General features: G+C 67.9%; 19 protein-coding genes and 1 pseudogene. 10 read left to right on the top strand and 10 right to left on the bottom strand.

Annotated elements, in window-relative coordinates; all coding sequences use genetic code 11:
- The 6 genes and pseudogenes from JWP65_RS11690 to JWP65_RS11665 form a co-directional block, all read left to right on the top strand.
- Window positions 1–524 (top strand): annotated as a pseudogene (locus JWP65_RS11690) (hypothetical protein); the annotation flags it as partial.
- On the top strand, window positions 508–1,704 hold the full coding sequence (locus JWP65_RS11685; RefSeq protein ID WP_299763876.1) for a hypothetical protein: 1,197 nt from the start codon (window positions 508–510) through the stop codon (window positions 1,702–1,704). The pseudogene JWP65_RS11690 and the gene JWP65_RS11685, both read left to right, overlap by 17 nt.
- A gap of 75 nt (window positions 1,705–1,779) precedes the next feature.
- Complete coding sequence (locus JWP65_RS11680; protein WP_299763874.1) at window positions 1,780–2,220, top strand: hypothetical protein; 441 nt, start codon at window positions 1,780–1,782, stop codon at window positions 2,218–2,220.
- A gap of 41 nt (window positions 2,221–2,261) precedes the next feature.
- The gene (locus tag JWP65_RS11675; RefSeq protein ID WP_299763871.1) at window positions 2,262–3,650 is read left to right on the top strand and encodes an O-antigen ligase; all 1,389 of its coding nucleotides are present in this window, start codon (window positions 2,262–2,264) and stop codon (window positions 3,648–3,650) included.
- Window positions 3,643–4,431: a CpsB/CapC family capsule biosynthesis tyrosine phosphatase gene (locus JWP65_RS11670; protein WP_299763869.1), complete on the top strand. Its 789-nt coding sequence runs from the start codon at window positions 3,643–3,645 to the stop codon at window positions 4,429–4,431. Before JWP65_RS11675 ends, JWP65_RS11670 begins: the two co-directional genes overlap by 8 nt.
- Window positions 4,432–4,463: 32 nt before the next feature.
- Window positions 4,464–5,438: a tripartite tricarboxylate transporter substrate binding protein gene (locus JWP65_RS11665; RefSeq protein WP_299763867.1), complete on the top strand. Its 975-nt coding sequence runs from the start codon at window positions 4,464–4,466 to the stop codon at window positions 5,436–5,438.
- A gap of 75 nt (window positions 5,439–5,513) precedes the next feature.
- Here JWP65_RS11665 and JWP65_RS11660 read toward each other — a convergent pair whose 3' ends face one another.
- From JWP65_RS11660 to JWP65_RS11640, 5 genes are all read right to left on the bottom strand, one after another.
- On the bottom strand, window positions 5,514–6,230 hold the full coding sequence (locus JWP65_RS11660) for an ABC transporter ATP-binding protein (RefSeq protein WP_299763866.1): 717 nt from the start codon (window positions 6,228–6,230) through the stop codon (window positions 5,514–5,516).
- Window positions 6,227–7,030 (bottom strand): ABC transporter ATP-binding protein, encoded by an 804-nt coding sequence (locus JWP65_RS11655; RefSeq protein WP_299763864.1) that lies wholly within the window; start codon window positions 7,028–7,030, stop codon window positions 6,227–6,229. The genes JWP65_RS11660 and JWP65_RS11655 overlap by 4 nt, the downstream gene beginning before the upstream one ends.
- Complete coding sequence (locus tag JWP65_RS11650; RefSeq protein ID WP_299763862.1) at window positions 7,027–8,148, bottom strand: ABC transporter ATP-binding protein; 1,122 nt, start codon at window positions 8,146–8,148, stop codon at window positions 7,027–7,029. The genes JWP65_RS11655 and JWP65_RS11650 overlap by 4 nt, the downstream gene beginning before the upstream one ends.
- Before the next feature lie 9 nt (window positions 8,149–8,157).
- Entirely contained in the window at window positions 8,158–9,087 is a 930-nt protein-coding gene (locus JWP65_RS11645) for a branched-chain amino acid ABC transporter permease (protein WP_299763860.1), read from the bottom strand.
- Window positions 9,088–9,312: 225 nt separating this feature from the next.
- On the bottom strand, window positions 9,313–10,602 hold the full coding sequence (locus JWP65_RS11640) for a replication-associated recombination protein A (RefSeq protein WP_299763858.1): 1,290 nt from the start codon (window positions 10,600–10,602) through the stop codon (window positions 9,313–9,315).
- A 26-nt stretch (window positions 10,603–10,628) separates the two neighbouring features.
- Here JWP65_RS11640 and JWP65_RS11635 point away from each other — a divergent pair, with 26 nt between their 5' ends.
- On the top strand, window positions 10,629–11,000 hold the full coding sequence (locus JWP65_RS11635) for a hypothetical protein (RefSeq protein WP_299763856.1): 372 nt from the start codon (window positions 10,629–10,631) through the stop codon (window positions 10,998–11,000).
- A 481-nt stretch (window positions 11,001–11,481) separates the two neighbouring features.
- Here JWP65_RS11635 and lolA read toward each other — a convergent pair whose 3' ends face one another.
- The 3 genes from lolA to JWP65_RS11620 all read right to left on the bottom strand — a co-directional run bounded on the left by lolA (window position 11,482) and on the right by JWP65_RS11620 (window position 15,355).
- Entirely contained in the window at window positions 11,482–12,117 is a 636-nt protein-coding gene (gene lolA / locus JWP65_RS11630; protein ID WP_299763855.1) for an outer membrane lipoprotein chaperone LolA, read from the bottom strand.
- 64 nt (window positions 12,118–12,181) lie between these two features.
- Window positions 12,182–14,512 carry a DNA translocase FtsK gene (locus JWP65_RS11625; RefSeq protein ID WP_299763853.1) on the bottom strand — a complete coding sequence of 777 codons (2,331 nt, stop codon included), beginning with the start codon at window positions 14,510–14,512 and terminating at the stop codon, window positions 12,182–12,184.
- A gap of 168 nt (window positions 14,513–14,680) precedes the next feature.
- A complete protein-coding gene (locus tag JWP65_RS11620; protein WP_201676776.1) occupies window positions 14,681–15,355 on the bottom strand; it encodes a Crp/Fnr family transcriptional regulator in 675 nt (224 codons plus the stop codon).
- A gap of 154 nt (window positions 15,356–15,509) precedes the next feature.
- On the opposite strand from JWP65_RS11620, the gene trxB reads away from it, so the two are divergent.
- From trxB to rpmG, 3 genes are all read left to right on the top strand, one after another.
- Window positions 15,510–16,460 carry a thioredoxin-disulfide reductase gene (gene trxB, locus JWP65_RS11615; protein ID WP_299763849.1) on the top strand — a complete coding sequence of 317 codons (951 nt, stop codon included), beginning with the start codon at window positions 15,510–15,512 and terminating at the stop codon, window positions 16,458–16,460.
- Between the two features lie 181 nt (window positions 16,461–16,641).
- Window positions 16,642–16,875, top strand: a complete 234-nt coding sequence (rpmB, locus tag JWP65_RS11610) for a 50S ribosomal protein L28 (protein ID WP_299763847.1) — start codon at window positions 16,642–16,644, stop codon at window positions 16,873–16,875.
- Window positions 16,876–16,892: 17 nt separating this feature from the next.
- Window positions 16,893–17,063 carry a 50S ribosomal protein L33 gene (gene rpmG / locus JWP65_RS11605; RefSeq protein ID WP_055899695.1) on the top strand — a complete coding sequence of 57 codons (171 nt, stop codon included), beginning with the start codon at window positions 16,893–16,895 and terminating at the stop codon, window positions 17,061–17,063.
- A gap of 88 nt (window positions 17,064–17,151) precedes the next feature.
- Here rpmG and JWP65_RS11600 read toward each other — a convergent pair whose 3' ends face one another.
- Together JWP65_RS11600 and JWP65_RS11595 are read right to left on the bottom strand one after the other, a co-directional pair.
- Window positions 17,152–17,541, bottom strand: coding sequence for a hypothetical protein (locus JWP65_RS11600; RefSeq protein WP_299763839.1), 390 nt, complete (start codon window positions 17,539–17,541; stop codon window positions 17,152–17,154).
- Window positions 17,542–17,706: 165 nt separating this feature from the next.
- Window positions 17,707–18,411: transposase (locus JWP65_RS11595; protein ID WP_299763837.1), on the bottom strand; the 705-nt coding region annotated here is incomplete at its 5' end.

Below are 18,411 nucleotides of genomic sequence, written 5' to 3'. Positions count from 1 at the left end.
GCGCGGCGCGCGGCGCCGACAGCGCGCCGCGCCCGCCGCAGGCCATGGAGCAGGCGCAAGGCCCATCGATGGTCGCGACCACCGCACCGGCCGCTCCCGCCGGGCCGCGGCCAGCGCCAGCGCCAGCCGCCACGATCACCCCTGTTGCGGCAGCCCCTTACGTGTCCGCGCCCACGCTGGCCGATGCCCAGCCCTTGCTGACACAGTTGCTGCAGCTGCTCGAGACCGGCAGTGGCGACCAATTGCTGCGGCTGCTTGAAGGAGAGGCGCGCCACGCCCCCCAGGCACGCGCCTTGTCACGACACTATGAGCAGCTGGTGCAGGGCGTGCGCCCGATTCGCCTGTCGCAGGTCGAGTTCAAGGGCGAGTCGCGCGAGGGCGCGCTGCTCGTGACCGGCCGGATCCGGCTGCACGCGGGGGAGCCCACCATCGGCTCGCCGGGAGAGCGACTGCTGATCAAGGCGGAGTTCGTCACGCGCGGCGGCGGGGTCATGTTGAAGGGGTTGAGTGGTACCCCGGACTGACCGCGGCGGCCAGGCAGTGAGCCGGCGCCTGAACTGGCCACTGGCCTTGGCGGCAACGGCGCTTGCCGCGTGCGTGTTCTGGTTCGCGGCCTCCGCCCACCTGCAGCGCGCCTGCACCGTCATGGACACGCCGTACCTGCCGCTTTGCCCTGTCGCCGCCCCCGATGCGGCGGCCACGCAGAACCAACTGCGCCAGCGCATCGAGGCCAGCCCGGGCGACGCATGGGCCTGGACCCGATTGCTGGTGGCCTCGGGCTCCGCGCCGCCGGACGGCGTGATCCAGGCGGCGAGCGTGGTCGCGCCGAACCACAAGAACGTGTTGCGCTGGCGGGCGGCGAAAGCCCTGGAACAGGGCGACCACGCAAAGGGCGTGGAGGTGCTGGTGCAGATGGTCGCCATGCGGGGCGACGGCGACGCCGCCAAGGTGCTGGCCCGGATCGCCCAGACGCCCGAGGGCATCGCCTTGCTGCGGCCCCACCTGGGGACGGCACGCAAGTGGCTGCCCGGGGTTCTGGCCCAGATGTCCGCTCCAGCCCTGCCGCCCGGCCGGGCCCTGCCGCTGGTGGCCGCGGCGCTCGAGGCCGGGACGATGCCGGAGGACGCACGTCGGGCCTACATGCGATCCCTCAAGAGCAGCGGCCAGTGGCTGGACGCCTACGGTTTGTGGCTCAGCCACCACAAGGACGCCGTCCCCTTGCTTTACAACGCCGGCTTCGACCAGCCGCTGGAGCTCGACGGCTTCGACTGGGAGTTCACCCCGGTCCTGCGCAGCCGCACCGGCGTGGCCATCAGCCAGGCCAGCGTCGCCCGCCGCGGCCTGATCCTGGAGCTGGAGTTCACCGGCCGCGCGTTCACTGCGCCCATCCTGCGCCAGCATGTGTTTTTCCCCCCGGGCTCATACCGGCTCGGCGGCGACTACGCATCCAAGCTGCGCTCGGAGGGAGGGCTCACCTGGAACGTGGCCTGCACCTTCGGCAACCAGCAGGTCGTCGGCAGTTCGCCGCCGCTGCCGGACACCGGCGGCAGCTGGAGGCGCTTCCAGTTCGATTTCACCGTTCCGGGCGACTGCGGACCCGTTGCGACGCTGCAATTGGTGCCGACCGCGACCTACGAAGCGGCCGCCGGCACGCGCGGCCAGTTCTCCCTTGATGCCTTCAGCCTGGCACGAACAACACGCTGATAACGCAGCAAATTCACGCACGATCCGCAGATCGGATGCTATAGTTCCCCGTCGTTACATTGGAAGCCTGCAATCATGACCCTCAAGAAACTGCTCATTTCCGTCACCGCAGGTCTTGCTGCCGCTTTTGCCTACGCGCAGACTCCCCTGGGCACGGTCTCCAATGTCAACGGCGTGGTCACCGCCACGCAAGGGGCCACCGGCATGACCGTCGCGCCCGGCACGGTGATCCAGAACGGCATGCGTTTCGTGACCACCACCAACGGCTCCGTGACGCTGAACCTGAACAGCGGGTGCGCCGTCACCGTCCCGGCCGGCCACGGCGTGACCGTTCTGCAAAGCATGACCTGCCAGCAGCTCGCCGCGGCGGTGCTGCCGGTCGTGCCAGTGGCAACCGGGCCGGCATTCGCCCCGTCCTCCATGCTGGTCAATGGCCTGATCCTCGCCGGCGCGGCCGGTATCGTGATCGCCGGGTGGAGCGCCCTCGACAGCGACGGGTCGGTCAGCGCAAAGTGACCCCCCCCGACTCCGTCGGGACTCCAGACAACGCGGGGCCTGTGGGCCCCGTCGCTTTTTCCGCGCTCCTGCTGCTCATGGTTGCGGCGCCGCTGATGCGTGGGGGCAACCGGAACATCGCGCTGATCGTCATCGAAGGCTGTGCGCTGGTGTTCCTGGCGGCCCTCGTTGCCAGCTCCCGCAGTCCCGCCAGGCCGTCGCTGCGGGGCGCTCTGGTGGCGCTCCTCGCCCTCGCGCCGGCATGGCTGGCGGCGATCCACCTGCTGCCGCTGCCCCCCGAAGTCTGGGCCGGCATACCCGGCCGCGCCGACTATGCCGGCCTGCTGGCAAACGCCGGGATCCCGACCGACCGTTGGCGGCCCGTGTCCCTGGTGCCCGATGCGACGACCGTGTCGCTGCTCGCGGGCATTCCGCTGGTTGCGGCATTCGGCGCCGGCTACCTGGTCCACCTGCGCCAGCTGCGGCTCGTCATGGTGGTGTTCGTCTGCCTTGCGTTCGGCGAGATCGGCTTCGGCATGCTGCAGCTGGCCGGCGGCGTCGGATCCTCGCTGCACTTTGGCAATGACTGGGGCAGCAGCCGCGTCTCCGGCACCTTCGCCAATCCCAACCACTTCGCCAACTACGTGGGCATGGCGCTCGCCGCCTACGTCTGGTTGGCCTGGCTCAAGCTGATGGAGCAACGCCGGTACCCCTCCAGGTTTGCCGAGGAGCACCTGGCTGGCGGCCGCATGCTCGCCGTCTGGGGCGCCGGCGCCGTGCTGATGTTGGTCGGCATCCTGATGTCGCGCTCGCGCGGGGCCGCACTGGGCCTGGTTCCCACCGCCCTGGTTGCGATCGCGCTCGTGCTGACCCTGGGCAGCGGCGCGCAACGGTCCCGCCGGCCCTGGTTGGTCGTCGGCGCGGTGCTGGCGGCCAGCATTGCCCTGGTCGGCTTCGACGCCGTCGCCACGCGCTTCGACCTGGAGCGCATGGCAGGCGACGCCCCGCTTCGGATCGTCCAGGCCGTCACCACCATGGAAGGGGCCGCCCACTTCTGGCCTTTCGGTGCCGGCTGGGGCACCTACTACGAGGTCTACCCGCGCTTTCAGCCCCCGTCCCTGGTCGGCACGGCCGACTACGCACACCAGGACTACGCGCAAATGTTGTTCGAGGGCGGCGTTTTTGCCGTACTGTTGATGACGGTATTCGCCTGGCTGGCGCTGACCCGCGCGGTCGAACTGGTGCGCATCGCGCTGCGCGAGCGCCGTCTGCCGCGCCACGCCATGGCGGCAGCCCTCTGCGGCTTGGGCCTGCTCGGGTTCCTGTTGCATTCGCTGGTGGAATTCAACATGCACATCCCGGCCAACGCCATTGCCGCCGCCTTGCTCGCCGGCGCGTACCTGCGGCCATTGCCCAAGCAGGACCGAAAGGAGGGGCCAAGCGATGATTGACCTTCACAGCCACATCCTCCCGGGGATCGACGACGGCTCGCGCAACCTCGAGATGTCGCTCGCGATGGCCCGCATGGCCGTCGACGACGGCATCCGGATCATGGCCTGCACGCCCCACATCTACCCCGGGCTGTACTTGAACGACACGGCCGGCATCCTCGCGGCGCGCGATGCGCTGCAGCGCGCGCTCGACGAGGCGGCGATCCCGCTGCAGCTGACGATCGGCGCCGACGTCCACCTGGTGCCGGGGCTGCTCAAGGGCCTGCGGGCCGGCACGGTGCCCTGCCTGCACCAGACGCGCTACCTGCTGCTGGAGCCCTCGCACCACGTGGCGCCTCCGCACTTCCAGGAGTCGATCTTCAAGCTGGTGGCCGAAGGCTACGTCCCGGTGATCACGCACCCCGAACGCCTCACCTGGGTGGAGGACAACTACGCCGTGTTCGGCGACCTGGTGCGCCAGGGCTGCTGGCTGCAGGTCACCGCCGGCGCGGTCACGGGGCTGTTCGGCACACGCGCCAAGTACTGGGCCGAACGCTTCCTGGGCGACGGGCTTACCCACATCTTGGCGACCGACACGCACTCGTCGGGTCGCCGCTCGCCGGTGATGTCGAAGGCGCGGGACGTGGCCGAGCGGATGCTGGGCCCGGCCGAAGCGCAACTGCTGGTGCAGGGACGCCAGCAGAAGATTCTCGAGGACGCCCTGCCCTCCAGCGTGCCGCCGCCGCCGCGCGTGGAGAAGCGCGAAGGCTGGTGGCGCGGCTTGCTCGGGCGCCGGCACTAGCAGTGCTGGGCGGTTCGGGGAGAATGTCGGCCATGAAACGCCGAAACCTCATCCTCAACTCCATGGCCGCCTCGGCGGCCCTCGCCGCGCCCGCGGTCTTCGCCCAGGCCACCCGGCCCCTGCGCATCATCGTCCCGTACGCGCCCGGCGGTCCGATCGACGTCACCGCGCGGCTGCTCGCGGAGCGCGTCAAGGACTCGCTGGGCACGGTGATCATCGAGAACCGGCCCGGCGGCGGCGGCAACATAGGCGCCGACGCCGTCGCCCGGGCCGCCCCGGATGGCGCCACCATCGGCATCGCAGCCGTCGCCACCCACGCCATCAACCCGTGGCTGTTCACGAAGATGCCGTACGACGCGGCGAAGGACTTCGCCCCCATCACGCAGATGGTCCGCGTGCCCAACGTGCTGGTGATGAACGCCGACACTGCTGCCCGCCTGCAGATCAATTCGCTGCGCGACCTGATCGCGTATGCCAAGGCCAACCCCGCCAAGCTCAACTACGGCAGCGGCGGCAATGGCAGCGCCGGCCACCTGGCGGGCGAGATGTTCAAGCGCGACGCCGGCATCTTCGCCGTGCACATCCCGTACAACGGCGGCAACCCCGCGCAGCTGGCGCTGTTGTCCGGCCAGCTGGACTTCAACTTCGACAACCTCGCCACGGCCGCGCCCAACATCCGCTCCGGCAAGCTCAAGGCGCTGGCGGTCACCACCCTGGCGCGCTCGCCCAGCCTGCCGGACGTGCCGCCGGTGGCCGACACCCTCAAGGGCTTTTCCATAGACACTTGGTGGGGCCTGGTGGCGCCGGCCGGAACGCCGCGCGACATCGTGCAGAAGCTGAACCGGGCGTTCGTTGCCGCGCTGCGGGCGCCAGAGACCAAGACGCGCTTCGCCGGAATGCTGGCGGAGCCGGTGCCCAGCACCGCGGAGGAGTTCGGCGCCTTCATGAAGTCGGAACTGGCCAAATACGAAAAAGTGGTCAAAGCCTCGGGCGCCAAGGTCGATTGAAACCTGGGGGTGTACGGACGGCCGGCACGGCGCTGCGGCGGCCGGCCGTGCCAGGTCCGGCATGGGGCCGGCGGACTATTCGCCCAGGTACGCCGCGCGCACCTTCGGGTCGCTCAGCATCTCGCTGGCGTCGCCGCTCATGCTGATCAGGCCGGACTCCATCACGTAGGCTCGGTCGGCCAGCTCCAGCGCGCGGCTGGCGTTTTGCTCCACCAGCAAGATGGTCACGCCCTGCGCATGCACCTCGCGCACCACCTCGAAGATCTTGTCGACCATGATCGGCGACAGCCCCATCGAGGGCTCGTCCATCAACAGCACCTTGGGCCGGCTCATGAGCGCCCGGCCCATCGCCAACATCTGCTGCTCGCCGCCCGACATGGTGCCGGCGAGCTGGTCGCGGCGTTCCTTCAGGCGGGGAAAGATCCCGAACACCTTGTCCATGTCCTGCGCGATTCCCGCCTTGTCGCGCCGAATGTGCGCGCCCATCTGCAGGTTATCGGTGATGGTCATGCGGGTGAACACGCCCCGGCCTTCCGGCACCATTGCCAGGCCCTGCTTGACCAGGTCCCAGGCGCCGCGGCCGCGGATGCTCTTGCCCAGGTATTCGATGTCGCCGTCCTTGATGGCCTGCAGCCCGGTGATGGCCTTCATGGTGGTGGTCTTGCCGGCGCCGTTGGAGCCAATCAACGTGACGAGCTCGCCCTCGCGCACCTCGAAATCCACGCCCTTGACGGCCTGGATGCCGCCATAGGCGACCTTCAGCCCGGTGACCTTCAGCAAGACTTCGCTCATGCCACCCCTCTCGTCGGCAAGGCCGCCGTCGGCTTGTGGCCGTGCCCCAGGTAAGCCTCGATCACCTTCTCGTTCCTTTGCACGTCGTAGGGCGAACCCTCGGCGATCTGCTTGCCGTAATCGAGCACCGTGACGCGGTCGCACAGGCCCATCACCAGCTTGACGTCGTGCTCGATCAGCAGGATGGTGCGGCCGTCGTTGCGGATTCGGTCGATCAGCTCGCGCAGCACCACCTTCTCGGTGGAGTTCATGCCGGCGGCCGGCTCGTCCAGCGCGATCAGCTGCGGATCGGTCGCCAAGGCGCGCGCGATCTCCAGGCGGCGCTGGTCGCCGTAGGACAGCGTGCGTGCCTTGTACTCGGCCAGCCGGCCGATGCCGACGTAGTCGAGCAGCTCGCGCGCGCGCTGGGCGATCTCGGCCTCTTCCTTGAGGAACGACCTGGTGCGGAACATGGCGCCGAGCAAACCGGACCTGGTGCGGATGTGGCGCCCGACCATCACGTTCTCCAGCGCCGTCATGTCGGCGAACAGGCGGATGTTCTGGAAGGTGCGGGCGATGCCCGCCTTGGCGACCTCGTGCACCGCCGTCGGCTTGTAAGGCTGGCCGGCCAGCTCGAAGGTGCCGCTGTCGGGCGTGTACAGCCCGGTGAGCACGTTGAAGAAGGTGGTCTTGCCGGCCCCGTTGGGACCGATCAGGCCGTAGACCTGGCCGCGCGTGATGGTCACGCCCACGTCCGACAGGGCCTGCAGGCCGCCAAAGCGCTTGGAAACGCCGGCGACGCGGAGGACGACATCCGTCATTTCGTTCCCTGCAAGGCCTTGCCGTGCTCGCGCGTCGGCCACAGGCCGCGCGGGCGCATCAGCATGATGATGATCATGGCCAGCGCGATCAGCAGCTGGCGCAGGATCGAGGCGTCGAGGCGGCCGCCCGTGATCTGCTGCAGGTCCATCACGCCGGACACCCAGCGCAGCACCTCCGGCAGGGCCGACAGCAGCACCGCGCCCAGAATCACGCCCGGCAGGTGGCCGATGCCGCCCAGCACCACCATGGCGACGATCATCACCGACTCCATCAGGCTGAACGACTCGGGCGAGACGAAGCCCTGGAACGCCGCGAACATGGTGCCCGAGACGCCGCCGAAGGTGGCGCCCATGCCGAAGGCCAGCAGCTTCATGTTGCGGGTGTCGATGCCCATGGCCTTGGCGGCGATCTCGTCCTCGCGGATCGCCATCCAGGCGCGGCCGATGCGCGAGACTTCGAGCCGGTGGCAGATGATCACGCTGAGCACCACCAGCGCCAGGAACAGGTAGTAGTACAGCGTCACCGAGTTGATCGAGTACGTTTCCGTGATGGCCAGCGGCTTGCCCAGGTTCAGCCCGGGGATGCCGAGCGCATCGAACTTGAACAGCGTGATCGGGTCGATCTGGCTCAGGCCCTTGGGGCCGTTGGTGATGTTGACCGGGTGGTCCAGGTTGTTCAGGAACACCCGGATGATCTCGCCGAAGCCGAGCGTGACGATCGCCAGGTAGTCGCCGCGCAGCTTGAGCGTCGGCGCGCCCAGCAAGATGCCGAAGATCCCCGCGATGCCCGCCCCGAGCGGGATGACCAGCCAGATCGAGGTGTGCAGCCCGTGCGGGAACATTTGCGCGAACCAGGGGAAGGTTTCGGACAGGTGCGGCGACGCCATCAGCCCGTACATGTAGGCGCCGATGGCGAAAAAGGCAACGAAGCCCAGGTCGAGCAGGCCGGCGTAGCCCACCACGATGTTCAGGCCCAGCGCCAGCAGCACGTACAGCAGCGCGGTGTCGGCGATGCGCACCCAGAAGTTGCCGGCGGACTGCAGCAGCAGCGGCAGGATGCACAGCGCCAGCGCGCCCAGCACCCACACCACGGTCTTGTTCTGCTTGGTGATCAGCATGGCGGCTCCTCAGGCCCGGTCCGCGACGCGTTCGCCCAGCAGGCCGGACGGCCGCAGCGTCAGGATGATGATCAGCACGATGAAGGCGAAGATGTCGGAGTAGTGGCTGCCCAGCACCCCGCCCGTCGCGATCCCGATGTAGCCGGAGCCGATCGCCTCGATCAGCCCGAGCAGGATGCCGCCCACCACCGCGCCGGCCAGGTTGCCGATGCCGCCGAACACCGCCGCCGTGAAGGCTTTCAGACCGGGCAGGAAGCCCATGGTGTGCTGCACGGTGCCGTAGTTGGACGCGTACATGATGCCGGCGATCGTCGCCAGGACGGCGCCGATGACGAAGGTGGCGGAAATCACCGTGTCGGGCTTGACGCCCATGAGGGCCGCCACGCGCGGGTTTTCCGAGGTGGCGCGCATCGCCCGGCCCAGCCGCGTGTAGTTCACCAGGTACATCAGCACCGCCAGCGAAATCGCGGTCACGCCCAGGATCATGATCTGGGTGCTGGTGATCACCGCGCCGGCGATCTCGAACGGCTTGGGCGGCAGCAAGGTGGGATAAGGCTTGTAGTTCGGCTTGAAGATGATCATCGCCAGCGTCTGCAGCAGGATCGACACCCCGATGGCGGTGATCAGCGGGGCCAGCTTTGGGCTGTTGCGCAGCGGCCGGTAGGCGATCTTCTCGATCGCGTAGTTCAGCGCCGAGGCGACGACGGCGGAGATGATGAAGGCGACCAGCAGCAGCAGCCAGCCGGGGATGCCGGGCATCGCCTCCTGCGCCGTGGTGATGATCGCCCAGCTCGTGAGTGCACCGACCATGAGCACCTCGCCGTGGGCGAAGTTGATCAGGTTGATGATGCCGTACACCATGGTGTAGCCCAGGGCCACCAGGGCGTACATGCTGCCCAGGACCAGACCGTTGATGATCTGCTGCAGCAGGATCTCCATCGAGGTTTCTCTCCGTTTCTGGGCCGGCCCCGGATTGTCCCCTGGCCCGCGTCAACCGACGTTCCCGCCTTTTGGGGCGCTCGCGTCACCTAGCAAAAAACCCGCCAGGCAGGACCGCTGGCGGGTTGTTGGCCGGAATTGTAGAGCGCCCTCCGGCGCCGCCGGTCGCGTGTTCCTAGGGGTTTTACCGTGTAGCGGAAACGAAAGTCACCGGGCCTTGCGGCGCTAGCCGGGCTTGCGGTTCCTCGCGCGCAGCTCGCGCAACTTGTCCGCGATGCGGATCTCCAGGCCGCGCTCCACCGGCCGGTAGAACTGCTGGGGCGCCATGCCGTGCGGAAAGTAGGTTTCGCCCGCCGCAAAGCCGCCCTCCTCGTCGTGCGCATAGCGGTAGTCCTTGCCGTAGCCCAGGTCCTTCATCAGCTTGGTGGGCGCGTTGCGCAGGTGCAGCGGCACCGGCCGGGTGCCATCCCGTTTGACCAGCGCGCGGGCCTCGTTGTAAGCCTTGTACACCGCGTTCGATTTGGGGGCCACGGCCAGGTAGACCAGACATTGGCCCAGCGCCAGCTCGCCTTCGGGCGAGCCCAGCCGCTCGTACACCTCGGAGGCATCGAGCGCCATGCGCAAGGCGCGCGGGTCGGCCAGCCCGACGTCCTCCACCGCCATCCGGATCATGCGGCGCGCGATGTAGCGCGGATCGACCCCGCCATCGAGCATGCGCACGAACCAGTAGAGCGTGGCGTCGGGGTCCGAGCCACGCATCGCCTTGTGCAGCGCGCTGATGGTGTCGTAGAACTGCTCGCCGCCCTTGTCGTAGCGACGCATCCGCTCGCCCAGCACCTTGAGCAGCCACTCGTCGGTCACTTCGGCCCTTTGCTCGCGGCCGGCGGCGACGGCCAGCGTCTCCAGCGTGTTGAGCAGCCGGCGGGCGTCGCCGTCGGCATAGGCAATCAGGCGGTCCAGCGCGGCGGGCTCGATCGCCGGCACCGCGTCGATCGCGTGGGCGCGCTGCACGATCTGCTGCAGGTCCACCTCGGACAAAGGCTGCAGCACGTAGACGGCCGCGCGCGACAGCAAGGCGGAGTTCACCTCGAACGACGGGTTCTCGGTGGTGGCGCCGATCAAGGTGAACAGGCCCGACTCCACGTGCGGCAGGAAGGCGTCCTGCTGGCTCTTGTTGAAGCGGTGCACCTCGTCGACGAACACGATGGTGCGCAAACCGCGCGCCTGCGCGACCTGGGCCTGCTCCACCGCCTCGCGGATGTCCTTGACCCCGCCCAGCACGGCGCTGATGGTGATGAACTGGGCGTCGAAGGCATCGGCCATCAGGCGGGCGATGGTCGTCTTGCCGGTGCCGGGCGGCCCCCACAGGATGCAGCTGTGGGGCTGGCCCGACTCGAAGGCGATGCGCAGCGCCATGCCCGCGCCCAGCAGGTGCTGCTGGCCGATCACCTCGCCCAGCGTCTGCGGCCGCAGGCGCTCCGCCAGGGGGGCGTGCGCGGGGGGTGCTGTGCTCATGCGATGGAGTTTATAGTCCGCCCATCATGGAACCGGCCCTGTGGTCCACCTTCTCGGCCTTGCTCGGCGCTGCGGTCGGCGGCGCCATCAGCTTCCTGCTCAATCGCCAGCAGTTTCGCAACCAGCTGCGGGTGCAGCAGGAGCAGCACAAGGTCGAATACATGGCGGAGGAGACGGCCCGCCACTTTCTGGGCCACAAGAGCTTCACCGACCGCTCCTTCGAGACGCTGCGCAGTCACCTGGGCGGCTTCGGCGACGACGAGCTGCGCAAGATCCTGGTGCGCGCGGGCGCCATCCGCGTCTACCGCGCCGACGGCTCCGAATGGTGGCGGCTGCTGTCGCGGATGGACGAGTTCATCGAGCGCAAGGAACAGGGCCGCGCCCCCCGGGAGGGTTGATGCCCGCCGGCTCCGTCACCGTGTGATGGCGCCCGACGGCTGACGCCTTGCCGGAAAATGGGAATCCGCTGCTGGCGCAAGGCGACTTGATGCCCCGCTGGGCCGATCCGGTCCTGCGCCGCGCGTGTGGGTGCGTTGCCCGCTTCTGGACGATCCCGTGTTCAGGACCGATGCTACCGGCTGAGCTGGACTCGTTGGCCGGCGGCAGCGGCGCCAGCGATCCGCACGGCGCAGCGCCAGCGCGGGCAACCCGCTTGGCGAAGTAAAGGAGGAGGAGCGGCCGCAGCCGCAGGCGAGGCCCGGGCCGGGGACATTCGCCAAGGCGACTTGCCCGTCCTGGCGCGACGAGACGCAATGGACTCGCCGCCGCCCCGCCACTGACGCCATGCCAGGGCGCACCTCGACTCGCCGGAGATCATTCCGGAACGGCAGTGGCGCGGGCGGGATCCGGGGCTCCGACGGGGCGATCGCCGCGCCCGCCTCAAGGCGCCTGCACCACGTCCGTGCCCTTTGGCGGCGTGAAGCGGAAGGCGTCGGCGCTGACGCCGGCGTTGACCTGCATGTTGGCGAACGTCAGCAGCGAGCGCTGGCCGAAGCTGTCCTGCACCTCCAGCGCCGCCAGCTGGTCGCCACGAAACCCGACCTTCATCGCGGTCAGCTGGCCTTCCTTGGCCTTGGGCAGCGCCTGCACCCACTGCAGTCCGTTGCTGTCCGGCAGTGCCTGCAGCGTGAAGTCGCGCTTGAGCGTCTCCAGGTCGGGCGAGGCGGCGATCAGCGCGGCCGGCGTGGTGCCCAGCACCTTGGCCTGCTTGCGCGAGGTCACCTGGTTCAGGTCGACATCGTGCATCCACAGCGTCTGGCCGTCGGCCACGATCGACTGCTGGAACGGCTTGGCGTAGACGAAGCGAAATTTGTTCGGCCGCTCGAATTCGAAAGTGCCGCCCGACGTCTTGGTCCTGGCGGCCTGGCCTTCGCGCGTCGGCGCCGTCACCACCTGGGTGAAGTCGGCGCGACCGCTCTTGGCGGTTCGGATGAAATTCTCCAGGCTCTCGATCGGCCCGGCGTGCGCGGCGAGCGCTCCAGCGGCCAGCAAGGCCGCGGCAAACAGTTTCTTCATGAGGTTCTCCCAACAAGCATTGTCCGTTGGGTGCGGGCGCAGCGGTTTAGTTCGTTACGGGGTGTCAGTCGCCTCGGCCTGGAACCAGGATCTCGCGCTGTCCGCGGGCGTTCATGGCGCTGACCAGGCCGGCCTTTTCCATGGCTTCGAGTAGGTTGGCTGCCTTGTTGTAACCGATGGACAGGTGGCGCTGCACCAGCGAGATGCTGGCTTTCTGGTTCTTGAGCACCACTTCCACCGCGCGGTCGTACATCGGGTCGCCCTCGCCGCCGCCCTCGCCCGGCACGCCGCCCGGGCCGTCGTCGCCATCGACGGTGCCGCCTTCCAGCACGCCCTCGACGTAGTTCGGCTCGCCGCCCTGCGCCTTCAAGTAGGCCACCACGCGGTGCACTTCCTCGTCGCTGACGAAGGCGCCGTGCACCCGCACCGGGTAGCCGCTGCCGCTGGGCATGTAAAGCATGTCGCCCATGCCCAGCAGCGCCTCCGCGCCCATCTGGTCCAGGATGGTGCGGCTGTCGATCTTGCTGGACACCTGGAACGCGATCCGGGTCGGGATGTTGGCCTTGTTCAGGCCGGTAATCACGTCGACGCTGGGCCGCTGCGTGGCCAGCACCAGGTGGATGCCGGCGGCGCGCGCCTTTTGCGCCAGCCGGGCGATCAGCTCCTCGATCTTCTTGCCCACCACCATCATCAGGTCGGCCAGTTCGTCGATCACCACCACGATGTAGGGCAGGCGCTCCAGCGGCTCCGGGCTGTCCGGTGTCAGGCTGAAGGGGTTGTAGATGAACTGTTCCTTGGCCTTGGCCTCGTCGATCTTGTGGTTGTAGCCGGCCAGGTTGCGCACGCCCAGCTTGGACATCAGCTTGTAGCGCCGCTCCATCTCGCCTACGCACCAGTTCAGGCCGTTGGCGGCCTGCTTCATGTCGGTAACCACCGGGGCCAGCAGGTGCGGGATGCCTTCGTAGACCGACATCTCCAGCATCTTGGGATCGATCATCAGCAGCCGCACGTCGCGCGCCTCGGCCTTGTACAGCAGGCTCAGGATCATGGCGTTGATGCCGACCGACTTGCCCGAGCCGGTGGTGCCGGCCACCAGCACGTGCGGCATCCGGGCCAGGTCGGCCACCACCGGGTTGCCGGCAATGTCCTTGCCCAGGCCGATGGTCAGCTGCGACTTGGCCTCGTGGTAGGTCTGCGAGCCCAGGATCTCCGACAGCTTGATCGATTGCCGCTTGGCGTTGGGCAGTTCCAGCGCCATGAAGTTCTTGCCGGGAATGGTCTCGATGACGCGGATCGACACCAGCGACAGCGAGCGCGCCAGGTCCTTGGCCAGGCCGACGACCTGCGAGCCCTTCACGCCGGTGGCCGGCTCGATCTCGTAGCGCGTGATCACCGGGCCGGGCGCGGCCGCCACCACGCGGACCTCGACTCCGAAGTCCTTGAGCTTCTTTTCGATCAGCCTGGAGGTCATCTCCAGCGTTTCGGACGAGACGGTCTCTTGCCGGCCGACGCTGGAGTCGAGCAGGTCCACCTGCGGCAGCTTGCTGTCCGGCATTTCGGTGAACAGCGGCTTCTGGCGCTCCTTGGCGACGCGTTCGCTCTTGGGCACCTGCGCCGGCGGCTCGATCAGCACCGGCACCGGATGGTGTTCCTCGACCTCGATGCGCCCTTCCAGCACCGTCTCCTCGCGTTCGCGGGCGGCCTGCTGGCCCAGCGCCAGGTCCTGGGCGATCTCTCGCTTTGCCCGGTGCTTGGTGATGAAGCCGTCCAGTGCGGCACCCAGGCGCTCTGCCACGTGGCTCCAGGAAAAGCGGAACACCAGCGCCGCACCCATCACCAGCAGCGCCACGAACACCAGCCCGGAGCCGGTGAAGCCCAGCCACTTCATGGCCAGCGGGCCGGTCAGGTAACCGAGCGCGCCACCGGCATGGTCAGGCAGGCCGTCTTCGAACCGATAAAGGCGCGACCATTCCAGGCCGGCGCTGGCCGCCAGCAGCACGGCCAGCCCGAGCCAGAAGGCGAGCCGCCCATGCAGCCAGCGGCCGTGGCCGGCGGCGGGCACCGGCTCACCGGCCCGCATCCAGCGCGCCAGCGCGGCCAGCCAGGCGCGCAGGCCGGCCGCCAGGCACCACCACACGCTGTAGCCAAGCAGGAAGTAGCTGCCGTCGGCCAGCAAGGCGCCGAGGCGGCCGGCCCAGTTGAGGACGGGACCGCCGCCGCCGGAGGTGGAGAAGGCCGCGTCGGCCGCGGAATAGCTGGCCAGCGCCAGCAGCCACAGCACCAGGGCCACCGCGCCGAGCACCAGCACGGTTTCGTGCGCGAAGCGGGCCAGGCCGGGCCGCGGCGACGCACCGGCGGGGGAGCGGTCCGTGAGGGTGTTGAGCGAGTACGTCATGGGTCAGCGCGAAGCTTAGCCCAGCATGGCCGGATGTCCTTGCAAGCCGCAACAGAGTGTTGGCTTGCCGCCATGGTCCGGGCCTGTAATTGCGGCCTGCCCCACCATCCAGGCCGTGGTCGAACGCGACCTGGATCCCGGCTCACGCCCGGGATGCCACCGGCGGCATCAGCCCAGCGTGGTCAAGCGGTCCTTGACCAGCATGGAGCCGTCTTCGCGGGTTTCGATGAAGCCGCGGTCCTCCAGGTCCTTCATCACCCGGCTGACCATTTCACGCGAGGCGCCGACCATCTTGGCGATGTCCTGGCGCGAGATCCGCTCGCGGATGGTCATCAGCCCTTCGCGGTCCGGCTGCGCGAACTCGAGCAGCGCCCGGGCCACCCGCCCGTAGACGTCCATCAGGGCCAGCGACTCGATCTTGCGGTCCGCCTGGCGCAGGCGCTGCACCAGGCCCTTCATGATGGCGTACGACATCGAGCTGTTTTCCGGCAGGCACCGGGCAAACTCGGCCCGGCCCAGTGTCAGCATGTCGGTCTGGACTTCGGCGCGGCAGGTGGCCGAATGCGGCTCGTTGTCGATCAGGCTCATCTCGCCGATGTAGTCGCCGGGATTGAGGGTGGCGAGAATGACCTCGCGGCCCCGCTTGTCGGAGGTGACGACGCGCACCCTGCCCGTGAGGATGATGTAGAGCGTGTTCGATTTCTCGCCCTGCTCCACGATGGTTTCACCGCGCTTGAAGCGCCGCTTGATCACCGCGTCGGCGACCGCTTCCGCCTGGGTCGATGTCAGCAGGGCAAACAGAGGCACCCGGCGAATCAATTCCAGGTTGGAAAGCATCGACATGTTTCAAATCCCTCCCGCCAAGCGGCCAGCCATCGGTTCTTACAATCGTAGGCATTGACATCGTCCAGCATCCGCCTCGCCCACAGGGTGGATACTTCTCGACTCGGCCCGAAATGTACACTGCCCTGTGGTGTTTCCCACACAGGTTTACACCATGAACACGAAGCACGCCAAAGTCCTCATTCTCGGTTCCGGCCCCGCCGGCTACACCGCCGCCATCTACGCCGCCCGCGCCAACCTCAATCCGGTGCTGGTCACCGGGATCGCCCAGGGCGGCCAGCTCATGACGACGACCGACGTCGACAACTGGCCGGCGGACGTCCACGGCGTGCAGGGCCCGGAGCTGATGCAGCGCTTCCTGGAGCATGCGGAACGCTTCAAGACCGAGGTCATCTTCGACCATGTCAACAAGGTCGATTTCAGCAAGCGCCCCTTCACCCTCACCGGCGACAGCGCCACTTATACCTGCGACACGCTGGTCATCGCGACGGGGGCCTCGGCCAAGTACCTGGGCCTGCCCTCGGAGCAGGAGTTCATGGGCCGCGGCGTCAGCGCCTGCGCCACCTGCGACGGCTTCTTCTACCGCGAACAGGTCACCGCCGTGGTCGGCGGCGGCAACACCGCCGTCGAAGAGGCGCTGTACCTGTCCAACATCGCCAGCAAGGTCTACCTGATCCACCGCCGCGACAAGTTCCGCGCCGAGCCGATCCTGATCGACAAGGTGATGGAGCGCGTCAAGCAGGGCAAGATCGAGCTCAAGCTGTTCCAGACCGTGGATTCGGTGCTGGGCGACGCCACCGGGGTGACCGGCGTGCGGCTCAAAGATGCCCGCACCGGCCAGACCGAGGACCTCAAGACCCAGGGCTTTTTCGTCGCCATCGGCCACCAGCCCAACACCGACATCTTCAAGGGCCAGCTTGAGATGAAAGACGGCTACATCATCACCAAGGCCGGGTTGCAGGGCTTTGCCACCATGACCAGCGTGCCCGGCGTGTTCGCGGCCGGCGACGTGCAGGACCATGTCTATCGCCAGGCGATCACCAGCGCGGGCACCGGCTGCATGGCCGCTCTGGACGCCCAGCGCTTCCTCGAACAGGCGGACTGAAAGCCCCTACACCAGCTTGGGCATATAATCGCGGGCTCGGTTGGGTGCGCCTGGGAAGGCGCACCGCACCCGCATGGGTTACCGCCACCCTGTCTGGCGAGGTGAGGCGATGGCGAGGCAGGTGCGCAAAAGCGCGCCGCCTGTCGGCAGTCATTGCCGTTTTTGATATCGGAGTAGTCTCATGGCACGCGTGTGCGAAGTAACGGGCAAAGGCCCGATGGTGGGGAACAACGTTTCCCACGCCAACAACAAAACCAAGCGCCGGTTCCTGCCGAACCTGCAACACCGCCGCTTCTGGGTCGAGACCGAAAACCGCTGGGTTCGCCTGCGTGTTTCCAGCGCCGCCCTGCGGTTGATCGACAAGAATGGCATCGATGCCGTGCTGGCTGACATGCGCAGCCGCGGCCAAGCCTAAGCTAAGGAGAAACCAGAATGGCAAGCAAAGGCGGACGCGAAAAGATCAAGCTGGAGTCCACTGCGGGCACCGGCCACTTCTACACCACCAGCAAGAACAAGAAGACGATGCCCGAGAAGATGTCGATCATGAAGTTCGACCCCAAGGCACGCAAGCACGTCGAGTACAAAGAGACCAAGCTGAAGTGAGGCGGGCGCCGACTGGCGCCCAGTCACCTCGATCCCCGCGCCAAGGCGGGGACCCGGAAAAAAGCCCCGCACGCGGGGCTTTTTTCATTTATCGGCGGCGCCGATCATCCGGATGCCGGTCCCGGTTGTTGCGCACCCCGTCGCCGTCACGGTCGGCGTCCCGGTTGTCGCGAATGCCGTCGCGGTCGCGGTCATGGCGGTCGCGGCGGTACTCGTCCTGCGCCCCGAACAACCCGGCACCCGACTGGAACCGCGGCAGATCGTTGCGCCGATACTGGCGCGCTTCACCGAACGCGGGCGAGGCGCCGCCCATGAGGGTGGCGTCGTTGTGCGGCGAGGCGTAGCCGCCGCGGTTGGGCACGTCGCAGACGCTGCGGCCGTCGGGCACGCGCTGCTGGCATTCCGCCGACTGGGCGAAAGCGCCGCCGGCGCCAACCAGGGCGGCCGCCATGGCCGCCGACAGGATGATCTTGTTCATCTGGCACTCTCCTAAAGACTGCGGGAATCCCGCATGTCAGCATTGGACGCCGGCGAGGTGTCGCGTGCATGTAGCCGATGTAGCGTTTGGCTGTGGGACGTGACCGCTGGCAACCCAGCAAAAGGCCCGCCGAAGCGGGCCTTGCAAGACGGAGCGGGCGCTGGCTCAGGCGTGGGCGGAACGCAGCTTCAACGAGAACTGGCGCAGGGCCTCGATCCCGCTTTCCTCGGCGCGGCGGCACCAGGACTGCAGCTCCACTGCCAGCTGCTCGCGCGAGTGGTTGGTGTTGAGCCACATCTGGCGCAATTCCTCGCGCATGGTCACCATCTTGTCCAGCACCGGGTGGGCGGCGCGGGCTTGCGCCAGCTGCGGCCGCACCGATGCCGGCACCTTCTCGTCGTCACGGTGCAGCCAGCGCTTGACGGCCGTCAGGGTGGCGATGTCGTGGCCTCGGCTCTTGAGCACGTCGAGTTCGTTGCGGCAGGCGCGGCGCATTTCGCGCGCATAGCCGGCCATCACTTCGTAGCGATTGGCGATGAGCGCTTCCAGCGTCTTCTCGTCGGCCACCGGCTTGATCGCGCCGAGTTGCAGCTTCGTCGGGACCTTCTTGACGGTCGCCCAGCCGATCCGGCGCATCAGGGAGATGTAGAACCAGCCGATGTCGAATTCGTACGGCTTCACCGAGAACTTGGCCGACGTCGGATAGGTGTGGTGGTTGTTGTGCAGCTCTTCGCCGCCGATGATCACGCCCCAGGGCGAGACGTTCGTGCTGGCGTCCGGCGCTTCGAAATTGCGGTAGCCCCAGTAGTGGCCGATGCCGTTGATGATGCCGGCGGCGGTGATCGGGATCCACAGCATCTGCACGGCCCA

The sequence above is a fragment of the Ramlibacter sp. genome (assembly GCF_028292805.1).
Lineage (GTDB): Bacteria > Pseudomonadota > Gammaproteobacteria > Burkholderiales > Burkholderiaceae_C > Ramlibacter.
Note: the sequence above shows the minus strand (reverse complement) of the source record. Positions and strands in the feature narration are given on the sequence as shown.

Bases quoted from the DNA above. Each gene is read 5' to 3' on its own strand.
- JWP65_RS11680 (WP_299763874.1), top strand. From the start codon at position 1,780: ATGACCCTCAAGAAACTGCTCATTTCCGTCACCGCAGGTCTTGCTGCC.
- JWP65_RS11660 (WP_299763866.1), bottom strand. From the start codon at position 6,230: ATGAGCGAAGTCTTGCTGAAGGTCACCGGGCTGAAGGTCGCCTATGGC.
- rpmG (WP_055899695.1), top strand. From the start codon at position 16,893: ATGGCAAGCAAAGGCGGACGCGAAAAGATCAAGCTGGAGTCCACTGCG.
- JWP65_RS11640 (WP_299763858.1), bottom strand. From the start codon at position 10,602: ATGAGCACAGCACCCCCCGCGCACGCCCCCCTGGCGGAGCGCCTGCGG.
- JWP65_RS11670 (WP_299763869.1), top strand. From the start codon at position 3,643: ATGATTGACCTTCACAGCCACATCCTCCCGGGGATCGACGACGGCTCG.
- JWP65_RS11655 (WP_299763864.1), bottom strand. From the start codon at position 7,030: ATGACGGATGTCGTCCTCCGCGTCGCCGGCGTTTCCAAGCGCTTTGGC.
- JWP65_RS11665 (WP_299763867.1), top strand. From the start codon at position 4,464: ATGAAACGCCGAAACCTCATCCTCAACTCCATGGCCGCCTCGGCGGCC.
- JWP65_RS11600 (WP_299763839.1), bottom strand. From the start codon at position 17,541: ATGAACAAGATCATCCTGTCGGCGGCCATGGCGGCCGCCCTGGTTGGC.
- rpmB (WP_299763847.1), top strand. From the start codon at position 16,642: ATGGCACGCGTGTGCGAAGTAACGGGCAAAGGCCCGATGGTGGGGAAC.
- JWP65_RS11635 (WP_299763856.1), top strand. From the start codon at position 10,629: ATGGAACCGGCCCTGTGGTCCACCTTCTCGGCCTTGCTCGGCGCTGCG.
- JWP65_RS11645 (WP_299763860.1), bottom strand. From the start codon at position 9,087: ATGGAGATCCTGCTGCAGCAGATCATCAACGGTCTGGTCCTGGGCAGC.
- trxB (WP_299763849.1), top strand. From the start codon at position 15,510: ATGAACACGAAGCACGCCAAAGTCCTCATTCTCGGTTCCGGCCCCGCC.
- JWP65_RS11625 (WP_299763853.1), bottom strand. From the start codon at position 14,512: ATGACGTACTCGCTCAACACCCTCACGGACCGCTCCCCCGCCGGTGCG.
- lolA (WP_299763855.1), bottom strand. From the start codon at position 12,117: ATGAAGAAACTGTTTGCCGCGGCCTTGCTGGCCGCTGGAGCGCTCGCC.
- JWP65_RS11620 (WP_201676776.1), bottom strand. From the start codon at position 15,355: ATGTCGATGCTTTCCAACCTGGAATTGATTCGCCGGGTGCCTCTGTTT.
- JWP65_RS11650 (WP_299763862.1), bottom strand. From the start codon at position 8,148: ATGCTGATCACCAAGCAGAACAAGACCGTGGTGTGGGTGCTGGGCGCG.